Annotated in this window: 12 protein-coding genes; 11 read left to right on the top strand and 1 reads right to left on the bottom strand. The window is 51.2% G+C overall.

The features are described from left to right. Positions 1-94: 94 nt before the first annotated feature. Both CFI03_RS30120 and CFI03_RS30115 read left to right on the top strand, forming a co-directional pair. The gene (locus tag CFI03_RS30120; RefSeq protein ID WP_481857726.1) at positions 95-1,645 is read left to right on the top strand and encodes a spore germination protein; all 1,551 of its coding nucleotides are present in this window, start codon (positions 95-97) and stop codon (positions 1,643-1,645) included. Next, entirely contained in the window at positions 1,642-2,859 is a 1,218-nt protein-coding gene (locus tag CFI03_RS30115; RefSeq protein ID WP_248762708.1) for a Ger(x)C family spore germination protein, read from the top strand. The genes CFI03_RS30120 and CFI03_RS30115 overlap by 4 nt, the downstream gene beginning before the upstream one ends. Positions 2,860-2,865: 6 nt before the next feature. Here CFI03_RS30115 and CFI03_RS30110 read toward each other — a convergent pair whose 3' ends face one another. Beyond that, complete coding sequence (locus tag CFI03_RS30110; RefSeq protein WP_248762707.1) at positions 2,866-3,954, bottom strand: GerAB/ArcD/ProY family transporter; 1,089 nt, start codon at positions 3,952-3,954, stop codon at positions 2,866-2,868. Between the two features lie 206 nt (positions 3,955-4,160). Between CFI03_RS30110 and CFI03_RS30105 the strand changes: the two genes are divergently transcribed. The 9 genes from CFI03_RS30105 to CFI03_RS30065 all read left to right on the top strand — a co-directional run bounded on the left by CFI03_RS30105 (position 4,161) and on the right by CFI03_RS30065 (position 21,732). Continuing rightward, positions 4,161-6,440 (top strand): helix-turn-helix domain-containing protein, encoded by a 2,280-nt coding sequence (locus tag CFI03_RS30105; protein WP_248762706.1) that lies wholly within the window; start codon positions 4,161-4,163, stop codon positions 6,438-6,440. A gap of 341 nt (positions 6,441-6,781) precedes the next feature. After that, positions 6,782-8,422, top strand: coding sequence for an extracellular solute-binding protein (locus CFI03_RS30100; protein ID WP_248762705.1), 1,641 nt, complete (start codon positions 6,782-6,784; stop codon positions 8,420-8,422). A 72-nt stretch (positions 8,423-8,494) separates the two neighbouring features. Further along, positions 8,495-9,409, top strand: coding sequence for an ABC transporter permease (locus tag CFI03_RS30095; protein WP_248762704.1), 915 nt, complete (start codon positions 8,495-8,497; stop codon positions 9,407-9,409). 25 nt (positions 9,410-9,434) lie between these two features. After that, positions 9,435-10,334, top strand: a complete 900-nt coding sequence (locus CFI03_RS30090; protein ID WP_201001943.1) for a carbohydrate ABC transporter permease — start codon at positions 9,435-9,437, stop codon at positions 10,332-10,334. Positions 10,335-10,354: 20 nt separating this feature from the next. After that, a complete protein-coding gene (locus CFI03_RS30085; protein ID WP_481857725.1) occupies positions 10,355-12,889 on the top strand; it encodes a LamG-like jellyroll fold domain-containing protein in 2,535 nt (844 codons plus the stop codon). A 290-nt stretch (positions 12,890-13,179) separates the two neighbouring features. Beyond that, positions 13,180-17,838 carry a X2-like carbohydrate binding domain-containing protein gene (locus CFI03_RS30080; RefSeq protein ID WP_248762702.1) on the top strand — a complete coding sequence of 1,553 codons (4,659 nt, stop codon included), beginning with the start codon at positions 13,180-13,182 and terminating at the stop codon, positions 17,836-17,838. A 371-nt stretch (positions 17,839-18,209) separates the two neighbouring features. After that, positions 18,210-19,181, top strand: a complete 972-nt coding sequence (locus CFI03_RS30075) for an ABC transporter permease (RefSeq protein WP_373312710.1) — start codon at positions 18,210-18,212, stop codon at positions 19,179-19,181. A gap of 27 nt (positions 19,182-19,208) precedes the next feature. Beyond that, entirely contained in the window at positions 19,209-20,093 is an 885-nt protein-coding gene (locus CFI03_RS30070) for a carbohydrate ABC transporter permease (RefSeq protein ID WP_201001937.1), read from the top strand. A 49-nt stretch (positions 20,094-20,142) separates the two neighbouring features. Then, positions 20,143-21,732: an extracellular solute-binding protein gene (locus CFI03_RS30065; RefSeq protein WP_248762874.1), complete on the top strand. Its 1,590-nt coding sequence runs from the start codon at positions 20,143-20,145 to the stop codon at positions 21,730-21,732. Positions 21,733-21,953 lie beyond the last annotated feature (221 nt).

The raw sequence follows: 21,953 nt of genomic DNA, 5'->3' as shown, positions 1-21,953 counted from the left end.
CTCTTTTTTGATGGTTTGAAAAAGATTTGGAAAGATTGGATACACTACACAACGAGATGCTTGCTTACATGCTTGGAGGAGGGAAATGCGTTTGATGCGGATAAGAAGTCGACAACAATCTGATCGCTATCATAGTTCTGACCGGTTACAATCGACTGAGCCTCCAATGCAATTAAGCACAAAGCTTTCTATAAACGAGAAGATGGTCAGGGAAACATTTCAACAATGCTCCGATATCATTTTTCGTTCAATCAGCACCAATCCTGCCATTCTAATCGTCTATGCGGATGGATTAATCGATAACAAAACGCTGGAAAACATGGTGTTAGCGCCACTCCTATACGATGAGGTCCCGATATCGGGGCAGATGATTCAAGATAAACTGGTTGCCGTCTCGCAAATTAAAACCGTTTCGAATTTAGGCGACATAATAGATGGCATTCTGAAGGCGAATATTGTTCTCTTGGCTGACGGAGAAAATAAAGCCCTTGTCGCGGATCTTAAAGGATTCGAGAAACGCTCGATTGAAGAACCGGCTGCCGAAATTTCCGTTCGGGGTCCAAGGGATGGTTTTACGGAAACACTGCGTACCAATACCAGTTTAATACGCAGACGAATTCGTAGTCCAAAGCTTAAAATGGAATCCGTTACGATCGGTCAAGTTTCTCAGACCGATGTTGTGATTGTATATATTGAAGGGATAGTTTCGAACGCGATCCTGAAGGAAGTCCGCAGCAGAATCGACCGAATTGTGATGGACGGGGTACTGGAGTCAGGTTTTATCGAAGAATTTATTGAAGATGCGCCGTGGTCTCCGTTCCCGCAAATTCAAAATACCGAGCGGCCCGATATCGTATGCGCAAGCTTGCTCGAAGGGAAAGTCGCAGTCCTTGTCGATAACACCCCTTTCGTGCTCATCGCTCCGATGACGTTTTGGACGGGTTTGCAGGCAGTAGAAGATTATTACGAACGCTCCATATACACAACTTTCATTCGATTCGTCCGGTATTCCTTATTTAATATCGCACTGCTGCTTCCGTCCTTGTACGTGGCGCTCTCAACCTTCCATCAACAGCTTATCCCTACGAACTTGCTTATTAGCATCGCAAATTCAAGGGAAGGCGTCCCGTTCCCCACGTTTGTCGAAGCATTGTTAATGGAGTTCATGTTCGAGGGGCTTCGCGAGGCCGGCATTCGCATGCCCAAGGCCGTAGGTTCGGCCGTCAGCATTGTGGGAGCGCTTGTCATTGGACAAGCTGCCGTACAAGCGGGCATCGTATCCGCTCCTGTCGTCATCATTGTTGCCACGACCGGGATCGCATCGTTTGCCATCCCGCGGTATAATTTCGGAACCGCCTATCGTCTTCTTCGTTTCCCCATGTTGATATTGGCGGGCATGCTGGGCTTATATGGGATAATCAGCGGATTATTCCTTTTGATGATCCATCTTCTTGGCCTGCGGTCGTTTGGAGTTCCGTATTTGAGTCCGGTCGTTCCGAGTGTACCTCAAAGCCTCAAGGATGTATTTATACGTGCGCCGAGGTGGAGTATGACCCGTCGTTCGGTCTTTACATCCGGAGCCAATAAAACCCGGATCCCGAAAGGTCAGCAACCAAGTTCAAAGCGAGGAAATGCAGACGAATGAATAAGTTAAATAAGGCAAGCTTGTTTTTTCTGTTTCTTTCTCTAACATTAGTATCTGGCTGTTGGGATAATTCCGAAGTAAACGAGATTGCGGTTGAGCTTGGGTGGGGGATCGACAAAGCCCCGAATAAGGGAGTCAAGATCAGTGCCCAGGTGATCATCCCGGCCAGAATAGACGGTGGGCAAAATGGTAAAAACGGAGGGGGTAATGACAAGCCGTTTTTTGTCGTCTCGGGCGAAGGCATGAATACGCTGGACGCGGTACAGCAGATGCAGACTAAGCTTTCCAGGTTAGTGTTTCGAGGACATCGGCGTGTCATTGTGATCGGGGAATCCATGGCTAGACAGGGAGTTAAGGATGTATTCGATACTTACACGCGGGATCCGAACCTTAAGCTGAGAACCGATATATTTATTGTCATGGGAGGCACCGCAAACGAATTTTTGAAAACCTCGTACCCGTTGGAAAACATTGCCGCGCTTGGGGTTCTAGGAGAATACGATCAAATAGGAACGCCCGTCGAAATGGGGTTGCTGAACTTTTTGCATGCTGCAACAAGCGAAGGAGCTTCTCCAGCCGTGCCCGCGGTTGCCATTGGCATGGATTCTAAAACAGAGAACCAACCCAATCGGAATACGTCGTCCAATCCGGAAGGATTCCGAATTATAGGAACGGCGGTTTTTAATAAAGATTTGAAATTGGTTGGTTTTTTGAATATGGAGGAAGGCCGGGCAGTGCGATGGGTAACCGGAGATCTAAACAAGTTGACGGTTCCTGCAACGATACCTGATGAAGAAGGCAATGTCAGTATTGTTCTCTTTAAATTGCATAGCAACATTCAGCCGACTGTCCAGAACGGCAAACTGAAATTTCTTGTTACACTAACAGCCAATGGAGCAATCCGTGAAAATAACACCAGGCTGGACCTGACACGGACTAATCATATTAGCCTGGTTCAAAACGCATTGGACAAACATATTGAAGAAACCGTATCGCGAACGATTTCCAAAGTTCAGGAAGAGTATGGAACAGATATATTCGGATTCAGCGATACGATCAAAAGAAAGAATCTGGCATTATGGAGATCGTTAAAGAATGACTGGGAAAAAGAGTTCCGGGAAGCCGAAGTTTCCGTAAAAGCGAACATTACGGTTAGACGGATAGGGGTAACGGGACCCGCATTGCAATTAAAACCGGACGAGGTAATGAAATGAAGAGATTCATTTCGCCAATTGCCGACGCAACAAAGTAACAAGGAGAAGAATCGTTGGCAAGATTAAGAATAACGGCACCCACACATAAGGCACCAATATTTCAAAGTGATGGCGATAAATATGCTCGGCTATGTTTTTGGACATCGTCATTCCGAGAAAAAGTGCAACGGCGCAGGATGGGATGACAAGCGCACGGTAGCTCTTCATATTCATTAATTGTTGAATCCCTCTTACCGCTGCGAACATTTCTATAACGCCCTTTAACAGAGCCGTCATTAATAAATACAGCACGCCAAACATTTGCAGGTTTTCAATGAATTTGCCGATGCTTATTAAACTAAGCAGAGTGTAAAGAGGGTACAGGAAACCTGAGAACATATCTCCAAAAACAAGTACAGCCATCAAATCGAAGATGGTTACCATGATTCCCGACATTAAAGTGGTGAGAATCGTAATTTTCATGACTTTATTTGGCTCTTTGGTCTCCGTCCAGAACATCGCAAGGATAATGGATTCTCCATACGATTGAGTGATGCCCGGCGGGTAAACGGTTTTCCAGACGGGGGCCCAACCGTTTTCTAAAACAGGGAGCAAGTTATGGTAATGCATAACGTTTGAGCTGATTAGAAGAATGACTTCAATCGAAAACAAGAGCAGCACGATGGGGAGAAACATTTCCCCCAGCCGGGATACCCGCGTAATTCCGCCATATACGCAATAGGCAATAATAAAGACAAACACCCCCGAGATGATGATAAGCGGCGTGTTAAATAATAAGGTTGTTGAAACCATGTCCCTGATATCTGCAGTAATCCGTCCAGCGATATATATAAACAAAAGGGGGTATAGAAATGCAATCGGAGTTCCGATCCAACTCCCAAATTGCGCAGGAAACCATTGAACTAGGGTCAGCCCCGGATTCAATCGCATGAGGACCGTGTAGACTAGAACCACAAATACGCCCAGGAAGCTGGATAGCAATACGCCAATCCATGCATCCTTGCCAGCCTGACCGCCAAAGCCAAAAATAATCGTAGTGCCGATTTGAAAAATGAAGGTGATTGCGAACAATTGATAGCCTGTAATTTTATTCATCGTAACCTCGTTATTCAATTGGATGAAATGTTGAACATTCCTTTATTTTTCCAAATTCATCCTTTCTTATTCCGTCCGGGGATCGAATGGAATGGTTTCATTTGCTGCTTAGGGCTGTAGTCTGCTTTTGCCCGGGGTGGTATAATAAAGCAATTATTGAGACTTTTCCCATCCCTTAAGTTAGGCAAGGGCGAAAGGTGGTTGCGATGAAAAGAAGCCGTATGAATCTGCTGATCCAGCATCTCGTCTCCTACTTTCTGGTGCTGCTGTTCCCGCTGCTGATTATTTTGGTCTACTACTATCCGCACTCGACGGCGGTTGTCAAACAGAAGGAGATGGACTGGAATACGCATCTTACGGAGCAGGTAAGAACTTCGATGGATACATTTACCCGTTACGTATACAATTTGCCATTCGAGCTGCTCAAGAACCGGGAGATCAAATTGTACAACGCCGAAGACATTGATTATCAACGCGTGCAAATCGCAAACGAAATGCGGAAATATAATGCCACAGACGGCTTTATCGACAACACCCTGCTTTATATAGAAAGTATGGGTTATTTATTCGCCAAAACAGGAAGCGCTTACAATGTGGGCGATTTCGGCAAACCGGGCATCGGTTATTACTATAAAGACTGGCCTGACATGTTTAATGAACTGAACCAATTGAAGGGGACGTTAGTAAGGCCGGTAGAAGATGTCATTATTCCGGGCAGCAATCATGTACGCATGCTTACCTTTGCCCTTCCGCTTCCGATTGGCGGCTACGAAACGCCGGGTGCGGTGCTCATTATGGTTCGAGAAGATACGATTATCCGGATGCTGAACTCCATGTCGGAGATGTACAGCGGAGATTTCTTTATTTTGGATGGAGAAGGCCGTCCTCTGCTCACTTCCAACAAAGGATCGTACATACCTACAAATGAAGTGCAGAGCTTCCTGACCGGTCTTGATAAAAGCGGCAAGGGAGCGGGCTTTTACGAGAAAGGCGGCAGCTCTTATATTATTTCGCATACCGTTTCCGACAAGAACGGATGGCAGTATGTAAGCGTCTTGCCTGTAACGGAGATGCTGCAGGGCATTCAGACGATTCAGCGCAATACGGTTGTTCTGATTGGCATGATGCTGCTGCTCGAAATTCTCGTTATCTATGTGGCGATCCGACGGAACTATCAGCCGATCAAGCGAATTGTGGACTTTGCCTCCAATTTGTTCGAGCCTGGCGGAAGGAAGCCCATGAATGAATTCGAGATGATCCGTTTTGCGCTTGGCGAACTGGTATCGGTCAACAGCTCCCTTGATGCCAGAGTGAAGCAGACGATGCCGGTGCTTCGGGATCATCTGCTTCTGGAGCTAGTAAGCGGGAAAGCAGGCAATGACGAAGCTTTTATGCGACAGGCGGCTTCATACGGCATTGCATTCCCGCATGAAGCGGTTGCCGTTGCCGTTCTGTCGATCGAATCCCCGAAGAGCGATGAAGGAACGGAGTGCCGGGCAGCGGAATACTTAAGGGCATTGGAAGCTTCGCAGCCAATCGGAGGTACGGGTTATTTTCTGAAGAGCATCTACAGTCACGAAATGATTTACGTTTGCTCTCATGAGGCAGGCTTTGCGATTAAACAATTTCTGGCGGATACCGGAAGGGAGCTGGAAGAGCAGACGGGAGCGAGGGTCTATATCGGCATAGGAACCTCGAGCAAGCCTGACCGGGCAGAAGCTATCCATGTTGCCTACCTGCAGGCGGTACGGGCAACGGAGCATCTTCAGCTGCGCGGTGGCAGCCCGGTTATCGTCTTCGATGAGCTGGAAGCGCCCAAATCCGGCTCCGTATCCTATTACGCGGAGCTGCTTCAATCGCTGGAGCTGGCCATTCTGAAAAATGATTCCGGAGCTGTTCGCTCTATTACGAACCGTATTGTCTCTCAAATGAGCAGCGCGGGAATGCCGCCTCATATGGTCCGAAGCGTTTATATTAACACGGTCAGCGCTTTGCTTAACGGGCTGCAGCGATTTAGCCCGGAGGACGATGTCTTGCTCCGGCTTACGGATACGGCTTACCAGTTCCGGTATACCGTCGATCAAATGGCCGATATTATCCGGGACAGCTGCGAGCGGTTATGCCTCATGATCCAGAACACCTTGCCGCCTGTCCGAAATGCATCCCAAGATGAGGTTACTCGCTTTATCGAGCAAAGGGGATTAAACCCTGACTTTTCCCTTCAGCTGATTGCGGACCATTTTGCGATGTCGCCGTCTAACTTCAGCCATCATTTCAAGAAAACGATGGGTCAGAACTTTAAAGAATACATCGACTTATTCCGCATTCAAACCTCTATTCAGCTTCTAAGGACAACGAACCAGACATTGGACGGCGTTGCCCAGCAGACGGGCTTCTCCAACACATCAAGCTTTATCCGCTGCTTCAAAAAAATCGTAGGCACGACACCCGGGCAATACCGGGAGACGCATAAGCTCATTTCCTAAAATGCTGCACATCTATCGCAGGCAAGCCTGCCGAATCGTTCGGCAGGCTTTGTTGTTGCCCCGGAACTAAAAAGGCCTCTCTTCAACCCGCGGATCGGCCTTCCGAGCATGGCAAGCGGCATTTTTTGAACATCCACAATAATTGAAAGGGCAGAAATAGAAGCGTTTTCAACAACCTGAAGTTAAACGCTTTCAAAAAATGCCAACCTTTCGAAAACTGTCCGTATACGGCATATCGCCATACCGATTAGTGTGGATGTACCGGGCGACGATGCCTCGGTGCAGCGTATCGGCTTCCGATGCGGCTGCCATCTAATTAATTGAATCGAGGGGGCAATTACATGCGGAAAAAAGTAGTCGGCATGATTACCGTCATGCTTGCTGCAACAACCATTATGTCAGCGTGCAGCAGCAATTCGAATTCGGGCGGGAACAATGGCGGAAGCAGTGCGGGCAGCAATCCTACGGCAGACAGCTCCGCCGGCAGCGGCGGCAATAGCGGCAAGAAAGTAAAGCTTACGGCGATTATGACCAAGCACGCTCTGACGAAACCGCTTAAGGATATGGAATGGCTGCAGCAGGTGGAGGAAAAGGCCGGCGTTGAGATTGACTGGCAGGAAATTACGGCCGACTGGGATCAGAAGAAAGGAACGTTGCTGGCAAGCGGAGATGTTCCGGATCTCTTTATTGGTCCTAATGTCATTACGGATGCGGATATGGCGCAATTCCAAGGACTATTCCAGGATCTGTCGGGCATGCTGGATCAGCTGCCTAACGTTCAGGCGATGTTCGATGCGAAGCCGGAAACGAAGAAAATTGCCGAGCAGCAGGACGGCAAAATTTACGGCCTTCCGAAATATCAGCGTTATTGGCCTTCCACGGCTACCCGCCAATACATTAACCAGCAATGGCTGGATAACCTGGGCCTCCAAATGCCAACAACGTGGGATGAGCTGTACGATGTGCTCGTAGCATTCAAAGAGAAGGACGCGAACGGCAACGGAGATCCAAACGACGAGATCCCAATGGACTGGCCGGGCGGAATCGGCGGCTATTTCAACCCGGCTTATATGCTCGGCGGAGAAGGCATAACGCTGACGGACGGCAGCCCGCAAGGGTATTTCGTCGAGGACGGCGTCGTGAAGAACTATTTGGTCGATGATCGATACAAACAGCTGGTTGTTTTCTTGAACAAGCTTTATAAAGCCGGTCTGATCAACCCGGAAGTATTCACGCACGATTACACGAAATACCAGTCCGTTGCCCGGGGCGAAGGGGATACGGCGAAGGTTGGCTTTACGATGGGCTGGGTCGCGTCAGACCGCTTCGGCGAGCAGCTTGCGCCGCAGTACACCTCGATGTCGCCGCTTAAGGCAACGCCTGACAGCAATGTATCGTGGAGCTATGACTACAATTCCTTGAACTATGGGGTTAATCAGCTTGTCGTGTCGGCCAAATCGAAAAACAAAGACGCGGTCATGCGGTTTATTAACGAGCTGTACGCGCCGGATATGGGCATGCAGGTTCTGTTCGGATCCCTTGGACCAAACATTAAGGATAACGGCGACGGAAGCTACAGCGTGCTGCCGCCGGCCGATTCCAAGATGGACCCCGGCACTTGGAAATGGACGTCCACGATGGCGGATAACGGAGCGTTCTATATTCCGGATTCGCTTCAGCTGACGCTAGGCAAGGATATGCAGGAGGTTCTGGAGCAATCGAAGCCGATTGACGCGATTCAAATCGACGTGGACAACGATGTGTTCCCTACCTTTCTTAAATATTCAAGCGCCGATAACAGCACAATGGGTCTGAACAACACCAATGTCATGAACCTGGCCAACACGAATTTCGCGAAATGGGTAACAAAAGGCGGCGTTGAAGAAGAATGGGACAGCTATGTGAAGGAAAGCGAAAAAGCAGGTTTGAAACAAAATCTTGAAATTATGCAGAAATACTACGACGAATATAAGAAGCAATAACTAGCTGCGGAAGCCGGCATGCGGCGCTTATGCGGTATGCCGGTTTCCGGCTGGCAAAGGAGGTTATCGCCGATGCGATTATTAGGAGGAGGACTCCGGGCATTAAGACGGGATTACCAGCTATGGATTATGATCGCGCCCGCTATTGCCGTTGTCCTGATCTTTAACTATATACCGATGTACGGCATTCAGCTTGCTTTCAAGGATTTCGATTTTACGAAAGGCTTGACCGGCGGCGCGTGGAGGGGCATCGATTATTTCAAGCAGTTCATTGACAGCTATCTGTTCACCGATCTGATGCGCAACACGTTCCTCATCAGCTTGGCGACCATTATCGTCGGGTTTCCGGCGCCTATTATTCTAGCGTTGATTCTGAACCAGATCCGCCGCAAGCGATTTAAAAATGTGATGCAGACGACGGTTTATCTGCCGCATTTTATATCGATTATCGTTCTTGTCGGCATGATGAACGTGCTGATGTCGCCGGAGACCGGCGTTGTTGGCCATCTGATGAAGGGGTTGGGGCTTGGCCACATCAATCTGATTGCCTCGACCAATACCTTTATTCCCGTCTATGTCCTGTCGGATATTTGGCAGCATTGCGGCTGGAACAGCATTATTTATTTGGCGGCTTTGTCTACCGTTGATCCGCAGCTCTATGATTCCGCCAAGATTGACGGAGCGAGCAGAATGAAGATGATCCGGTATGTCGATCTTCCGGCGCTTGTTCCTACGATTATTATTTTGTTCATTCTAAGCATGGGCAATATATTAAGCACGGGCTTCGAGAAGATATTCCTGATGCAAAACGCTCTTAACCTGCCGGTCTCGGAGGTTATCGCCACCTATGTCTACAAAATCGGCATTGTGTCCAATCAGTTCAGCTATGCTTCCGCGATCGGTTTGTTTAATACGCTGATCAACTTCGTGTTCCTGTTTGCGATGAATGCCGCTTCCAAAAAAATGTCCAATACAAGCCTGTATTGATTCGGAAAGGAAGGAGGGAGGCCATATGGCGCTCAAGGGCTTGAAAGGGAGTGAACTCGCCTTTCATATCGCGCTTTATGCGTTATGCGCGGTCATTTTTGTCATTATCTTATATCCGCTTTATTTCATCGTGATTGCCTCGTTTAGCGATTCAACGCTTGTGTCGACGGGGAAGGTGCTGTTTTTCCCGAAGGGCACCAGCCTATTTGGGTATAAGGAGATATTCCAGGATAGCCGGGTTTGGACCGGCTACCGGAATACGTTGTTCTACACCTTGTTCGGAACGCTGGTCAACATGCTGTTTACGATGCCGGCCGCATACGTGCTGTCGCGGAAGGAATTTAAAGCGAGACGTCCGATTATGTTTCTCTTCGTCGTCACGATGTTTTTTAACGGCGGTCTGATTCCGACCTACCTGCTCATGAAGGATCTTCATATTACAAACACGTTCTGGGTGTTTATTCTGCCGTTTTGCGTGAATATCTTCTATTTGATTATAGCCCGTACGTTCTTCGAGACCGCGCTGCCGGCGGAGCTTTACGAGGCGGCGGTGATGGACGGCTGCTCGCATTTCATGTATTTTGCCAAGGTCGCTTTGCCATTGTCCAAAGCTTTGATTTCCGTTATCGGGTTATATTACCTGGTCGGACACTGGAATGATTTCTTTACCGGTCTGATTTATATCCGGGACAACAATCTGCAGCCGCTGCAAATCGTGCTAAGGGATATTTTGCTGTCCAACCAGGTATTCCAGAACGGAGCGGGTACGGGCGGCGGCGCGGCATCGGGCGGTTATGCCCAGCGTTATGCAGACCAGATCAAATACGGCGTTATTATCGTTTCGTCCCTGCCGATTCTGATGCTGTACCCGTTCCTGCAAAAATATTTCGAGAAAGGGGTTATGATCGGTTCCGTAAAAGGATGATTCCATAAGGGGAGAGGAGCATGCGCGAATCTATGAAATTAAAAAAGCTTATTATGCTTATGCTGGTTTTGACATTAACCATGCCGCTTACCGCAATGGGAAGCGGAGAGGGTGGCAATAAGCCAGGCTCCGGCGCTGTGCCGGCGGATCCGGCTTTCACTAATGTGTCCGTACACGACCCTTCCATCGTCCGGGACGGAGATACGTATTATGTGTTTGGCTCCCATATCGAAGCGGCCAAGTCTACCGATCTGATGAACTGGAAGACCTTCACCAACGGATATACAACACCTAATAACGTCTTATACGGTAATCTCTCGCAAAATCTTGCCGCTTCCTTCAAATGGGCGGGCGAGAATGACTCCGATAGCAAAGGCGGCTTTTCCGTCTGGGCGCCGGATGTGTTCTGGAATGCCGGCTACCGCAACGCGGACGGTACAACAGGCGCTTATATGCTCTATTATTGCACGTCTTCCACGTATATCCGTTCGGCGATTGGCTTTGCCGTATCCCAAAATATCGAGGGTCCGTATACGTATGTGGATACGCTTGTGTATTCCGGCTTCACGGCCAATGAAGCTTATGATGCCAACAGCGTCATTAACAAAAAGTGGACCAATACCAACATTCCGCAGTTAATCTCGTCAGGCAAGCTGAGCGGTGAGAGCGACAAGTGGTTTAATACGGACGGAACGTTCGCCAATATCGACTACCCGAATGCCATTGACCCGCAGCTGATGTTCGACAAGAGCGGTAAGCTATGGATGTCCTATGGCTCTTGGTCAGGCGGCATCTTCACCCTGCGGATTGATCCGGCGACCGGCAAAGCCATTTATCCGGGCAAGGATTCGGTAACGAAGGACGGCCGGCTGGTAGACCGTTATTTCGGTACCAAGATTGCGGGCGGTTATTACAAATCCGGCGAAGGCCCTTACATGGTCTATAACAAAGAGACGGATTATTATTATTTGTTTGAAACCATCGGATGGCTGGGCGCGGACGGCGGTTACAACATGAGGCTGTACCGTTCGAAAAATCCGCTGGGTCCTTTTACGGATGCGGCGGGCAAAAGCGCGGTGCTTGCGGAAGATACCGACAACTCGGCGGTTGGCAATAAGCTGATGGGCAACTTCCTGTTTAAGCGCGAAGTAGGGGACCCGGGAACCGGAATCGGTTACGGCTATGTATCGCCGGGACATAATTCCTTCTACCAGGATCCAAAGTCAGGCAAAATGTTTCTCGTCTTCCATTCCAGATTCCCGCAAAAAGGCGAGGTTCACGAGGTTCGCGTCCATCAAATGTTTATGAACAAGGACGGCTGGCTCGTAACCGCGCCATACCGGTATTCGGGAGAGTCTCTGGAGAAGGCGAACCGCCAGGATCTGATCGGCGAATATAAGTTTATTAACCACGGTAAAGGAACAACGGCCGATATTGTGGAGTCGAGCTATATTACGCTAAGCAAGAATAACAAAGTGTCGGGTGATGAGGACGGTACATGGAAAACTACCGGCCATAACGATGCCGAGCTGACCTTGGACGGCAAGACGTACAAAGGCGTGTTCGTTAAGGGCTGGGATCCGATGTCCGAATCGTTTGTAATGACTTTTACGGCGATGTCGAGTGACGGGGTTGCGATCTGGGGCAGCAAGCAGGAGGACAAGACGGACTCGCGGATTGTTCAGGATGTGCTGGCGGATTTAATTGTGGGAGATACAAGCCGCGTGATTGCGAATTTGAATCTTCCTTTGGAAGGGGCACGCCATGCCTCAATTTCTTGGACATCCAGTAATCCGGCCGTGGTATCTTCCGAGGGCGTTGTAACCCGGCCGGCTTCCGGCTCGCTTGCGGCGACGGTAACTTTAACGGCGGTTGTTACGAAGGGGACGGTATCGGAAGCAAAAAGCTTCGCTTTAACGGTCCTTCCTTACACGGACGCATTGCTGGTTGCGAAGTACTCGTTCGAAAACAATGTAAGCGACTCGACCGGCAGCTTTGGTGCCGGGTCGGTTACCGGGAACCGGATCGATAATACGGGAGGTACGTTGTCTTATTCGGCAGGCGTGGTTGGTCAGGCCGCCGTGCTCGATGGCAATTCCGGCGTACGGCTGCCTAACAAGCTGATCGACAGCAATCAATATTCGGTATCGCTTTGGGTGAAGCCCGATCAGTTAACGACGTATACGACAACCTTTTTTGGTGCCAAGGATGGTTTTAACTGGGTGAGTCTGGTGCCAAAAGGTCCGGTCCGCGACAATACAATGGTATGGTCCGGAAGCGGCGTCTGGTACGACGGCATTGCGGGACTGACGATTCCAACCGGTGAATGGACGCATCTGGCGTATTCCGTTGATAACGGTACCTTGACCGTCTATGTGAATGGCGTACAGAAATTCAGCGGCTCGAACTTCCCGGACATTTTTACCGGAACGGATTCGGTCTTCAGCCTTGGTGTGAACTGGTGGGATGCACCGTTCAAAGGTCAGCTTGATGAGCTGCAGGTGTTTGAAGGAGCCTTAAATCCGGCTCAAGCAGCGGAATTGGCAAATCAATAGAGCAATGGCAAACGGGACAATGCGGGCTTGGGCTCCGCAGCGTCCCGTTTGCGTTATTTTTCCTTAATCAACCGCCATACAGGTAAAATTGTCCATTAAAAGGCAATTTGTACCCCCGAAATCGGGAATAAGGTACGCTAAACGACCAAGATGTACCTACCTTCCCAAGCGGGGGACCGCTACAATCGGTTGTACGGTAAGCGTTTTCATAATGGGACCGCATTGGAGAGCAACTCTACATAACATGCGGGCAGCGCTGCCGAATAACTTGGGTAAAGGGGATGCAAAGATTGAGCGTTAAAGCAAAACGCCGGAACAGGGCGTGGATGGGGATACTGCTGGTAGTCGCCGTCCTGGCGCAAATCGGCTTCATTCCGCCGCGGACGAACGTTGCGGAGGCGGCCGACAATGGCTTGGCGCAGAAGCCTTACATGGGCTGGAGCAGCTACAGCATGCAGGTGTATGACGGTCCGTCGGGCAACTGGATTTCGGAAGATAAAATTAAGCTGATGTCCGATACGATGCATGAAAAGCTGCAGTCGCATGGCTATGAATACATTAATATCGACGCGGGCTGGAACGGCAGCATGGACGAATACGGACGGCCTGTTCCGAGCACGGAGAAGTACCCGAACGGCTTCGAGAATCTTATCGATTACGTGCATGCCAACGGGCAGAAGGTTGGCATCTATATGATTCCCGGCATTTCGCCGGATGCGGTTCAACGCGACCTGCCGATCTATGGAGCTCCGGGCTGCACAATCGGCGACATCGCCGTGAAACCTTATAAATACGGCGATTATTGGAATCTCGGCTACAAGATCGATTTCAGTAATCCGTGCGCGCAAAAATGGGTCGACTCCGTTGCCGATCTGATTGCGTCGTGGGGCGTCGACTTCGTCAAGTTCGACAGCGTGACGCCGGGCTCCGGCCATAACGACGAGAGCATCGATGCGCGCGGCGACGTTAAAGCGTGGTCCGAGGCGTTAAGCAAGCACGGCATCTGGCTGGAGCTAAGCTGGGCGCTTGATCACAACTACGTGGATTACTGGAAGAAATACGCTAACGGCTGGCGTATCGATTGGGACGTTGAGGCGTACGATCCGAATATCGGCATGACGCAATGGGCCAACATTGCGAGGCTGTTCCCTGGCGCGGCGCTGTGGTGGCGCGACGCCGGACCCGGCGGCTGGAACGACTTCGATTCCCTGAACGTCGGCAACGGCGAAACGTCGGGCTTGACGAAGGATGAACGGCAGACGGCCGCTACGCTGTGGGCCGCTTCGGCAGCGCAATTTTATACCGGGGACGATTTAACCAATCTGGATGATTACGGCTTATCCCTTTATACGAACGATGAGGTAATCGCCGTCAACCAAGCGGGTCATCCGATTCACCCGGTATCGATGGATACCGATCAGCAAGCTTGGTACGCCAATAACGGTGACGGCACGTATACGGTGGCGTTGTTCAATCTGGGCAGCAAAGGCGCGCGGGTTGGCGTGAAATGGAGCGATATCGGCCTTAGCGGCACCGGTTCGATCCGCGACCTGTGGAGCCATAAGGAAATGGGCAGCTCGGCAACCGGCATTGATCCTTTATTCCTCGAGCCGCACGCATCGCGCCTGTTTAAGGTGACGGTGCAAAACGGGACCTCGATCGTTAACGATGACGACACCGGCATGAAATATACGGGAGAATGGACGCGCAACGGCGGCAACGAGCTTGTGCGCGACGCACAGGACTTGTCCGTTGTCATCACGGACTCGCCGGGCTCGGGCAGCGGCTCTTCCGTGGACACGGGCACCGGCGGCGATTCCGGCGCTGGCGACGGTTCGTCGGTTTCGGAAGAGGCTGCGGCTTCCTCCTATACGGTTACGATCAACGATGATGATCCGGCGATTGCTTACGCCAACAAATGGGGTCACAGCACCGGGCGGTCCTTCGGCGATTACATGGGCGACGTGCATTACGGCGAGCCGGACGGTTCCGAGCCGGAGTTAACGTACACGTTCGAGGGTACGGGGATTGAGCTGCTATCGGAGCAAAGCACCAGCAGCGGCAAGATTGATATCTATATCGACGGAAATTTCCATTCGACGGTTGATTCTTACGGCAACGACCAGGTTGGACAGCATTCCGTATTCAGCGTGGCGGATTTGCCGCAAGGCACGCATACGCTGAGGGCAGTCCGGAATGCCGGCGGCCAATATTACTTCCTTTTCGACGCGTTTAAAGTCACGGCGGATACGCTGCTCGGCAGCCCTTCGGCGACAAGCTTCAATAAGGACGCGCCGGCTGATATTACGATTCCGCTGCAACTCGGCGCAAGCTCCTTCACGGGCATCAGCAACGGCACCGCATCCCTGCAGTCGGGTACAGACTATACGGTATCAAGCGGCGTCGTGACAATCAAATCGTCTTATCTGGCGCAGCAGGCATCCGGTCAATCCGCGGCTCTCAGCTTCAAATTCGCGGGAGGAGCCGCACAGACGTTGTCCGTAGCCGTTAGCGGAACTTCTATTAGCCCGGTATCGGCTTCGTTCGATAAACGCCCGGCCGCTCAGGCAGATCTTGCGGTTACGCTGACGCTAGGCGACTCTAACGAGCTGACCGGCGTTAAGAACGGCGCAAATGCTTTGACCGAAGGAACGGATTATGCGGTTGACGGAAATGTTGTCCGTATCGCCAAATCCTATTTGGCATCGCTGCCGGTTGGAGACGCAAGCTTGTCGTTCGAATTCTCGGGCAGCAGCCCAAGAACGCTTTCGCTTACCGTTCTTAATTCGGCTTCGCCCGGCCGTTACGTCTTCGTAAACAACGACGACCCGGGCATCCGTTATACGGGCAGCTGGAACCGCAGCAGCGGCCGCGGTCTCGGCGACTACAAGGATGACGTGCAGTGGACGGAGAATAACGATTCCTTCTTCACGTATACGTTCCAAGGTACGGGGATCGACTACATTACCGAGGTTGACGAGGGTCAAGGCAACGTAGAAATCTACATCGATGGGGTCAGCCAAGGCAATGTAAGCACGTACGAAGCGGGTGCGCACAACGCTCCGCAGCGGACCGTGTATACGGTTCGCGGCTTGACAAACGGCTTCCATACCATTAAAGCCGTGAAGAAATCAGGAAAGTTCATGCTGCTCGACGCGCTGCGCGTGCAGCTGCCGGACCTGATCGATGTCTCCTCGACGGACTTCGCGAAGAACGCGCCGGCTGACGTCAGCGTTAATCTGCTGGCAAGTCCGGACAGCCTGAGCGGCATCTATAACGGGGGAGCGGCGCTTGTTCGCGGCACTGATTACACGATTGAAGATCATGTGTTGACCATCAAGCAACAGTACTTGGCCGCTCAGCCGGTCGGAACAACGAAGCTGACGCTCCGTTTCCGGGGCGATTACGGCGACGACGCGCATGCGTCCGCGGCGGAAGGAGCAGCCTTCTCCTATACGTTTAAAGGCACCGGCATCGAGCTGCTGTCGCCGGTTGGACCAAAGCAAGGCGAGATGGAAGTCTATATAGACGGCGAGCTGAAGAAGACGGTTAACGCTTATGCGGACAGCCGCGACTCGCAAGTAAGCCTGTACAGCGTCTCGGGCTTGACCGCGGGTTCGCATACGATCCGCGTGGTCAATAAGTCCGGTGAGCTGATGCTTGCCGATGCCTTGCGGTTTACCGCTGCGGAAGCAAGCGTGCCGCCGGTATCCGGAGGCGGAGGCAATGCAACTCCGCCGGTTGAGCCTGCAGCGCCTAAAGTTATTCGCACGACGCAGCCGGACGGCACGGTGCGCGATGAGCTGACGCTGGCTGCCACGGAGGCGAAGGCACTGATTGACGCGCGCAAGGCATCGGGAGCAAGCGCCTTGAAGCTGGTGGTGCCGGATTCGAAGGGCCAAGCGGCAGAGACAGCCGTGAAGTTGGATGCGGAAGCGGTCAAACAGCTTGCAGCCAGCGGACTTGATCTGGACATTGACGTGTCCGGCGCGAAGATCCATGTGCCTAATGCCGTATTGAAAAACGTAAACACGGAGGTACACTTCGTTATTTCGCAGGTTAACGAGAAGAAGGCGCAGCTCGAACGCCGCGCCAATCTGTCCACGGTTGTTTCCGCAGCCGTCAAGGACAGCAAGATAACGCTGATCGGCATTCCGGCGGATATTGACACAAACCTGCCTGAAGGAGAGACAACGCTTGTGCTGCCGCTTCCTGCCGGAGATTGGAGCTCCGAAGCGCTTTCGCATATCGGCGTCTTCATCGAGCATAGCGATGGTACGGTAGAATACAAGCAAGGCACTGTTATTGATGTTGAAGGCGGCAAGGGCATTCAATTCAAGAACTCGAAATTCAGCACATTCGCTCTTGTGAAGCTGGGCGAAGCTTCGGGATCGGCTACGGCCGCGTACATGAATGGCTTTGATGGCAATCTGTTTAAGCCGGAGAAGGCGATTACCCGCGCGGAGATGGCGACCATTCTGTCGCGTATTGCGCAGGACGCCACGACGGGAGAAGATAGCCGCGCTTATAGCGACGTCAAGCAAGGGTACTGGGCAGCGGATGCAATCCGCAAAGCTACTGCAGCCGGTTTGATGAACGGTTATACCGACGGTACGTTCCGTCCGGAGAAGGCGATTACGCGTGCCGAGATGGCACAGCTTGCCGTGCGTCTGGCCGGCGGCGGCTTCAAATTAGGCGCAGGCTTCGCGGATACGACCGGTCACTGGGCGGAGCAAGCGGTGAAAGCAGCCGAAGGAGCCGGTTATATCAAGGGTTACGCCGACGGCACGTTTCGTCCGGATCGCACGCTGTCTCGCGCCGAAGCCGTTGTTGTAATTAACCGTTCGCTGGGCATTAGCCCATCCGGCGGCGGAGCTTCTTCGTGGAAGGATGTTCCGGCAAGCTATTGGGCATACGGCGACATTGAAGCGGCATCCATTCAAAAATAAATCATAATATCAAAAGAAGAAGCATCGCTTTCCGTTTTTCGGAAGGCGATGCTTTTTCGCGTAAGAACCGGACTCAAGCAACAAAACAAAGTTGTTTTGCTGGGTGCGCCTTTGCAGGTAAAATTCACCTAAAAGGTAGGAATAGGTTAGTTGAGAGCTCGTATGTTGGATGAAATCCGGCATAGAACAATCGTACAATTTTGCCTGGTTTGACGGGACCTTCTACTATTTTGCCGGGTTTGCATTATCTTGATTTGCGCTTGCGGCAAGGCTTTTAAAGGGTTTTCTCAAAAATGTCCGATTGGCGGAAAGGCAAGGGAGGTTTAATAATGAGGTCATGCGATGCAACCCATACTTGGAGGTGACCTCAAATGAAGCAGGCGGCTGCTCCCGGCCAAGCAGAACGGATGCAGGCGACAACCATTCGTACAAGAACGCGACCTAACGTGCTGGCGAGACTCAAGAAAGACAAGTGGCTGTACTTGCTTTTAACTCCAGGCCTGTTATATTTCATTATTTTCAAATACGTACCCATGTGGGGCGTACTGCTGGCGTTCAAAAACTATCAGCCCTTCCTTGGCTTCTGGAAGAGCGATTGGGTGGGACTAGAGCATTTCCGGGTGTTCTTCACGAATCCCGAATTTTTCATGCTTCTGCGAAACACTTTAATACTTTCCTTGTACAATCTGGTGTTTTACTTCCCGGCGCCTATTATATTAGCTCTTCTATTAAACGAGCTGAGGCTGGCGTTTTTCAAAAGAATCGTACAAACTCTGATCTACATCCCGCATTTTATATCGCTTGTTATCGTAGCCAGCTTGACGTATGTCTTTCTGACGACAGAAGGCGGCGTGATTAACGAGTTTCTATTCAAGTATACGGGTGCCAAAATCGATTTTCTCGCCAGTCCGGACTGGTTCAGGCCAATGATTATTATGCAGACCATCTGGAAGGAAACCGGATTCGGGACGATTATTTTTCTGGCAGCGCTTGCAGGGGTGGATGTCGAGCAATACGAAGCGGCGATTACGGACGGGGCGAACCGGTGGCGGCAGCTTTGGCATATTACGCTTCCTTCGATCCGCAGCACGATAATTATTTTGCTGATTCTGAGGATGGGCGACGTGCTCGACAACGGCTTCGAACAGATCTTCCTGATGCTGAACCCGCTGAATAGGGAGTCTGCCGAAGTGTTCGACACCTATGTCTATATGATGGGGATCACGCAAGGGGCGTTCAGCTATAGTACGGCGGTTGGTTTGTTCAAAGCGGTTATTGGGGTCACGCTTGTGCTTGGAGCGAACTGGCTGGCCAAACGTTTCGGACAATCCGGCATCTATTAAAAGGCTGGAAGGAAGGAGGGATTAGCCGTGGCAAAACAATACAGAAGCGCATCCGGGACCGCATTCGATATAACGAACGTGATCCTGCTAAGCGTCATCAGCCTGCTGGCCGTGCTGCCTTTTATCTACATCATAGCGGGATCCTTCGCATCGGATGCGGAATTAACGAAGAGAGCCGTGTTCCTCATCCCGAAGACGTTCACCACCGCGGCTTACCAGTTTATTTTCTCGACCGATACGATTCTGCAAAGCATTAAGGTGTCTCTCTATGTAACGGTAGTGGGCACGGCAGTGAATCTGTTCTTTACGGTGACGATGGCTTATGCCTTGTCCAAGCGTAATCTGATGGGGCGAAATACGGTGCTTAACCTGATCGTATTCTCGATGCTGTTCGGCGGAGGACTTATCCCAACCTATCTGGTTGTCCGAGATCTTCATCTGCTTGATTCCTTTTGGGCCTTGATGCTCCCGGGCGCAATCAGCGCTTTTAACTTGATTATCGTGAAAAACTTTTTCCAGGAGCTGCCCGCCGAGCTGGAGGAGGCCGCCAGGATTGACGGATGTACCGAGCTGGGACTGCTGTGGAAAATCGTCCTGCCGCTTTCGATGCCGGTGCTTGCGACATTTACGCTTTTCTATGCGGTAGGGCACTGGAACAATTTCTATTCCGCCCTGCTGTACATCAACGATCCGCAGAAATGGCCGCTGCAGGTGATGCTCAGACAAATCGTACTGCTCTCGCAGACCGCCGCCGGCGACATCAATTCCATGGATCCGAATTTTGTGGCACCGCCGGATCAATCGATCAAGATGGCCGTTATCGTTATTGGCACCATTCCGATTCTGCTCGTCTATCCGTTCCTTCAGAAGCATTTCGCCAAAGGGGTCTTGATCGGTTCGGTCAAGGGGTAATACGGATTGCGATATAACAAATTAAAAATTAAGGGAGGCGTTGGTAATGATGAACAAAAAGACGCAGAAATGGGTAGCAACGGCAGCTCTCGGAACATTGGCCATAACAGCGATTGCGGGCTGCAGCGGCAACAAAGAAGATACGGCTAAGCCGGAACAATCGGCAGACGCGGCGGCAACCGCCGCAGCCACAACCGAGGCGGCCGCCGAGAAGCCGCTGGACATCAGCATCATGCTGCCGATCTTCAAGACGAATTTTCCTAAAGACGACGGTCCCGTAGTGACGGAGATCGAAAAGAAGACCAATACGAACATTCACCTGGAATGGGTGCCTAACGCCTCCTACGGGGACAAATTCAACATTACTCTTGCTTCAACGAAGCTTCCCGAAATTATATACGTACCAAGCTCCAAGGATCCCAGCTTTGTAAACGCCGTTCGTTCCGGCGCTTTCTGGGAGCTTGGCCCTTATCTGAAGGACTATCCTAACCTTAGCCAAGCGAATGAGGTTATCATGAACAATTCCTCGATCGATGGCAAAAACTACGGCATCTATCGCGGCCGCGCCCTTGGCCGCAACGGGATTGTCTACCGCAAGGATTGGCTGGAAGCGGTTGGCCTTCAGCAGCCGAAGACGATCGACGATTTCTATAACATGCTGAAAGCGTTTAAGGAGAAAGACCCGGACAAAAACGGCAAGGACGATACGTACGGCATGGTGCTGGTAAAATGGACCGGCGGCTGGGCAAGCGCCTTCGATACGATCAAGCTGTGGTTCGGCGCGCCAAACAAATGGGGGGTTGCAGACGGCAAGCTGGTGCCGGAGCATCAGACGCCAGAGTATTTGGAAGCTCTTAAATTTATGAAAAAGCTGTACGACGAGAAGCTGATCAACCAGGACTTTGCGGTATTCGACTCCGCGAAATGGGTAGATCCGGTCGTTAACGGCCAGGCCGGCGTTATCGTTGACGTAACCGATACGGCCGGACGGATTGAAGATAAGATTCACGCGGCGCTTGCCAAGGAAAACAAAGATAATCCGGATGCCCAATACATGGACAATATGATTGGCGTAACGGGAGCGGACGGCAAGCTGAAAGCGCTGCCGACATCGGGCTTCGCAGGCTTGCTGGCGATTCCGAAAGGGACGGTCAAGACGGAGGAAGAGCTGAAGCGCGTGCTGAAGTTCCTGGATCAAATGAATGATGACGATTTGACGACATTGGCCGGGTACGGTATTGAAGGCAAGCATTATACGCTGGACGGAGAATTTATCGTGCCTACCAAGGATGCTGCCCTGCTGGAATCCGAGGTGGAAGGCCTTAACCAGATGCTGCCGTTCATCCCGGCTGGCCGTGGGCGCGTCGTGCAGCAAACGCCGCTTCGTCTGCAAACGACGGAAATTCAGAAGGAAGCCGAGCAATACATTGTTGCCAACCCGGCTGAACCGTTTATCTCCGACATTTACTCGCAAAAGGGCCAGCAGCTGGACAACATCATCAACGATGCGCGCATCAAGTTTATCGTCGGTCAAACCGATGAAGCGGGTTTGATGGCGGCCTTCGAGACATGGAAGAAATCCGGCGGCGACGATCTGGTGAAAGAAATGAACGAGCTGTACGCAGCTTCCGCGAAATAAATAAACTGGCCGTTAGCACCCATCAAAATTCCTTCGGGAGGATGGGTGCTTTGGCATGACCGGAAAAAACTCTGAATTTCGTACAAAATAGTCTGATTTTCATGCTTCCCTTTTTTTGGAATCTATTATAAGGTCAACTTTATAACCGAAAGGAATGGGGGAATAGGATGCTCCATGGAAAGAAAATTTGGCGGAACCGCACGGATTCCGGCAAAGGACGC

The sequence above is a fragment of the Paenibacillus sp. ATY16 genome, from assembly GCF_003399985.2.
Taxonomy (GTDB): Bacteria; Bacillota; Bacilli; order Paenibacillales; family Paenibacillaceae; genus Pristimantibacillus; species Pristimantibacillus glycanilyticus.
The sequence above is the reverse complement of the archived record's forward strand: the minus strand, read 5'-3'. Positions and strand labels throughout refer to the sequence as shown.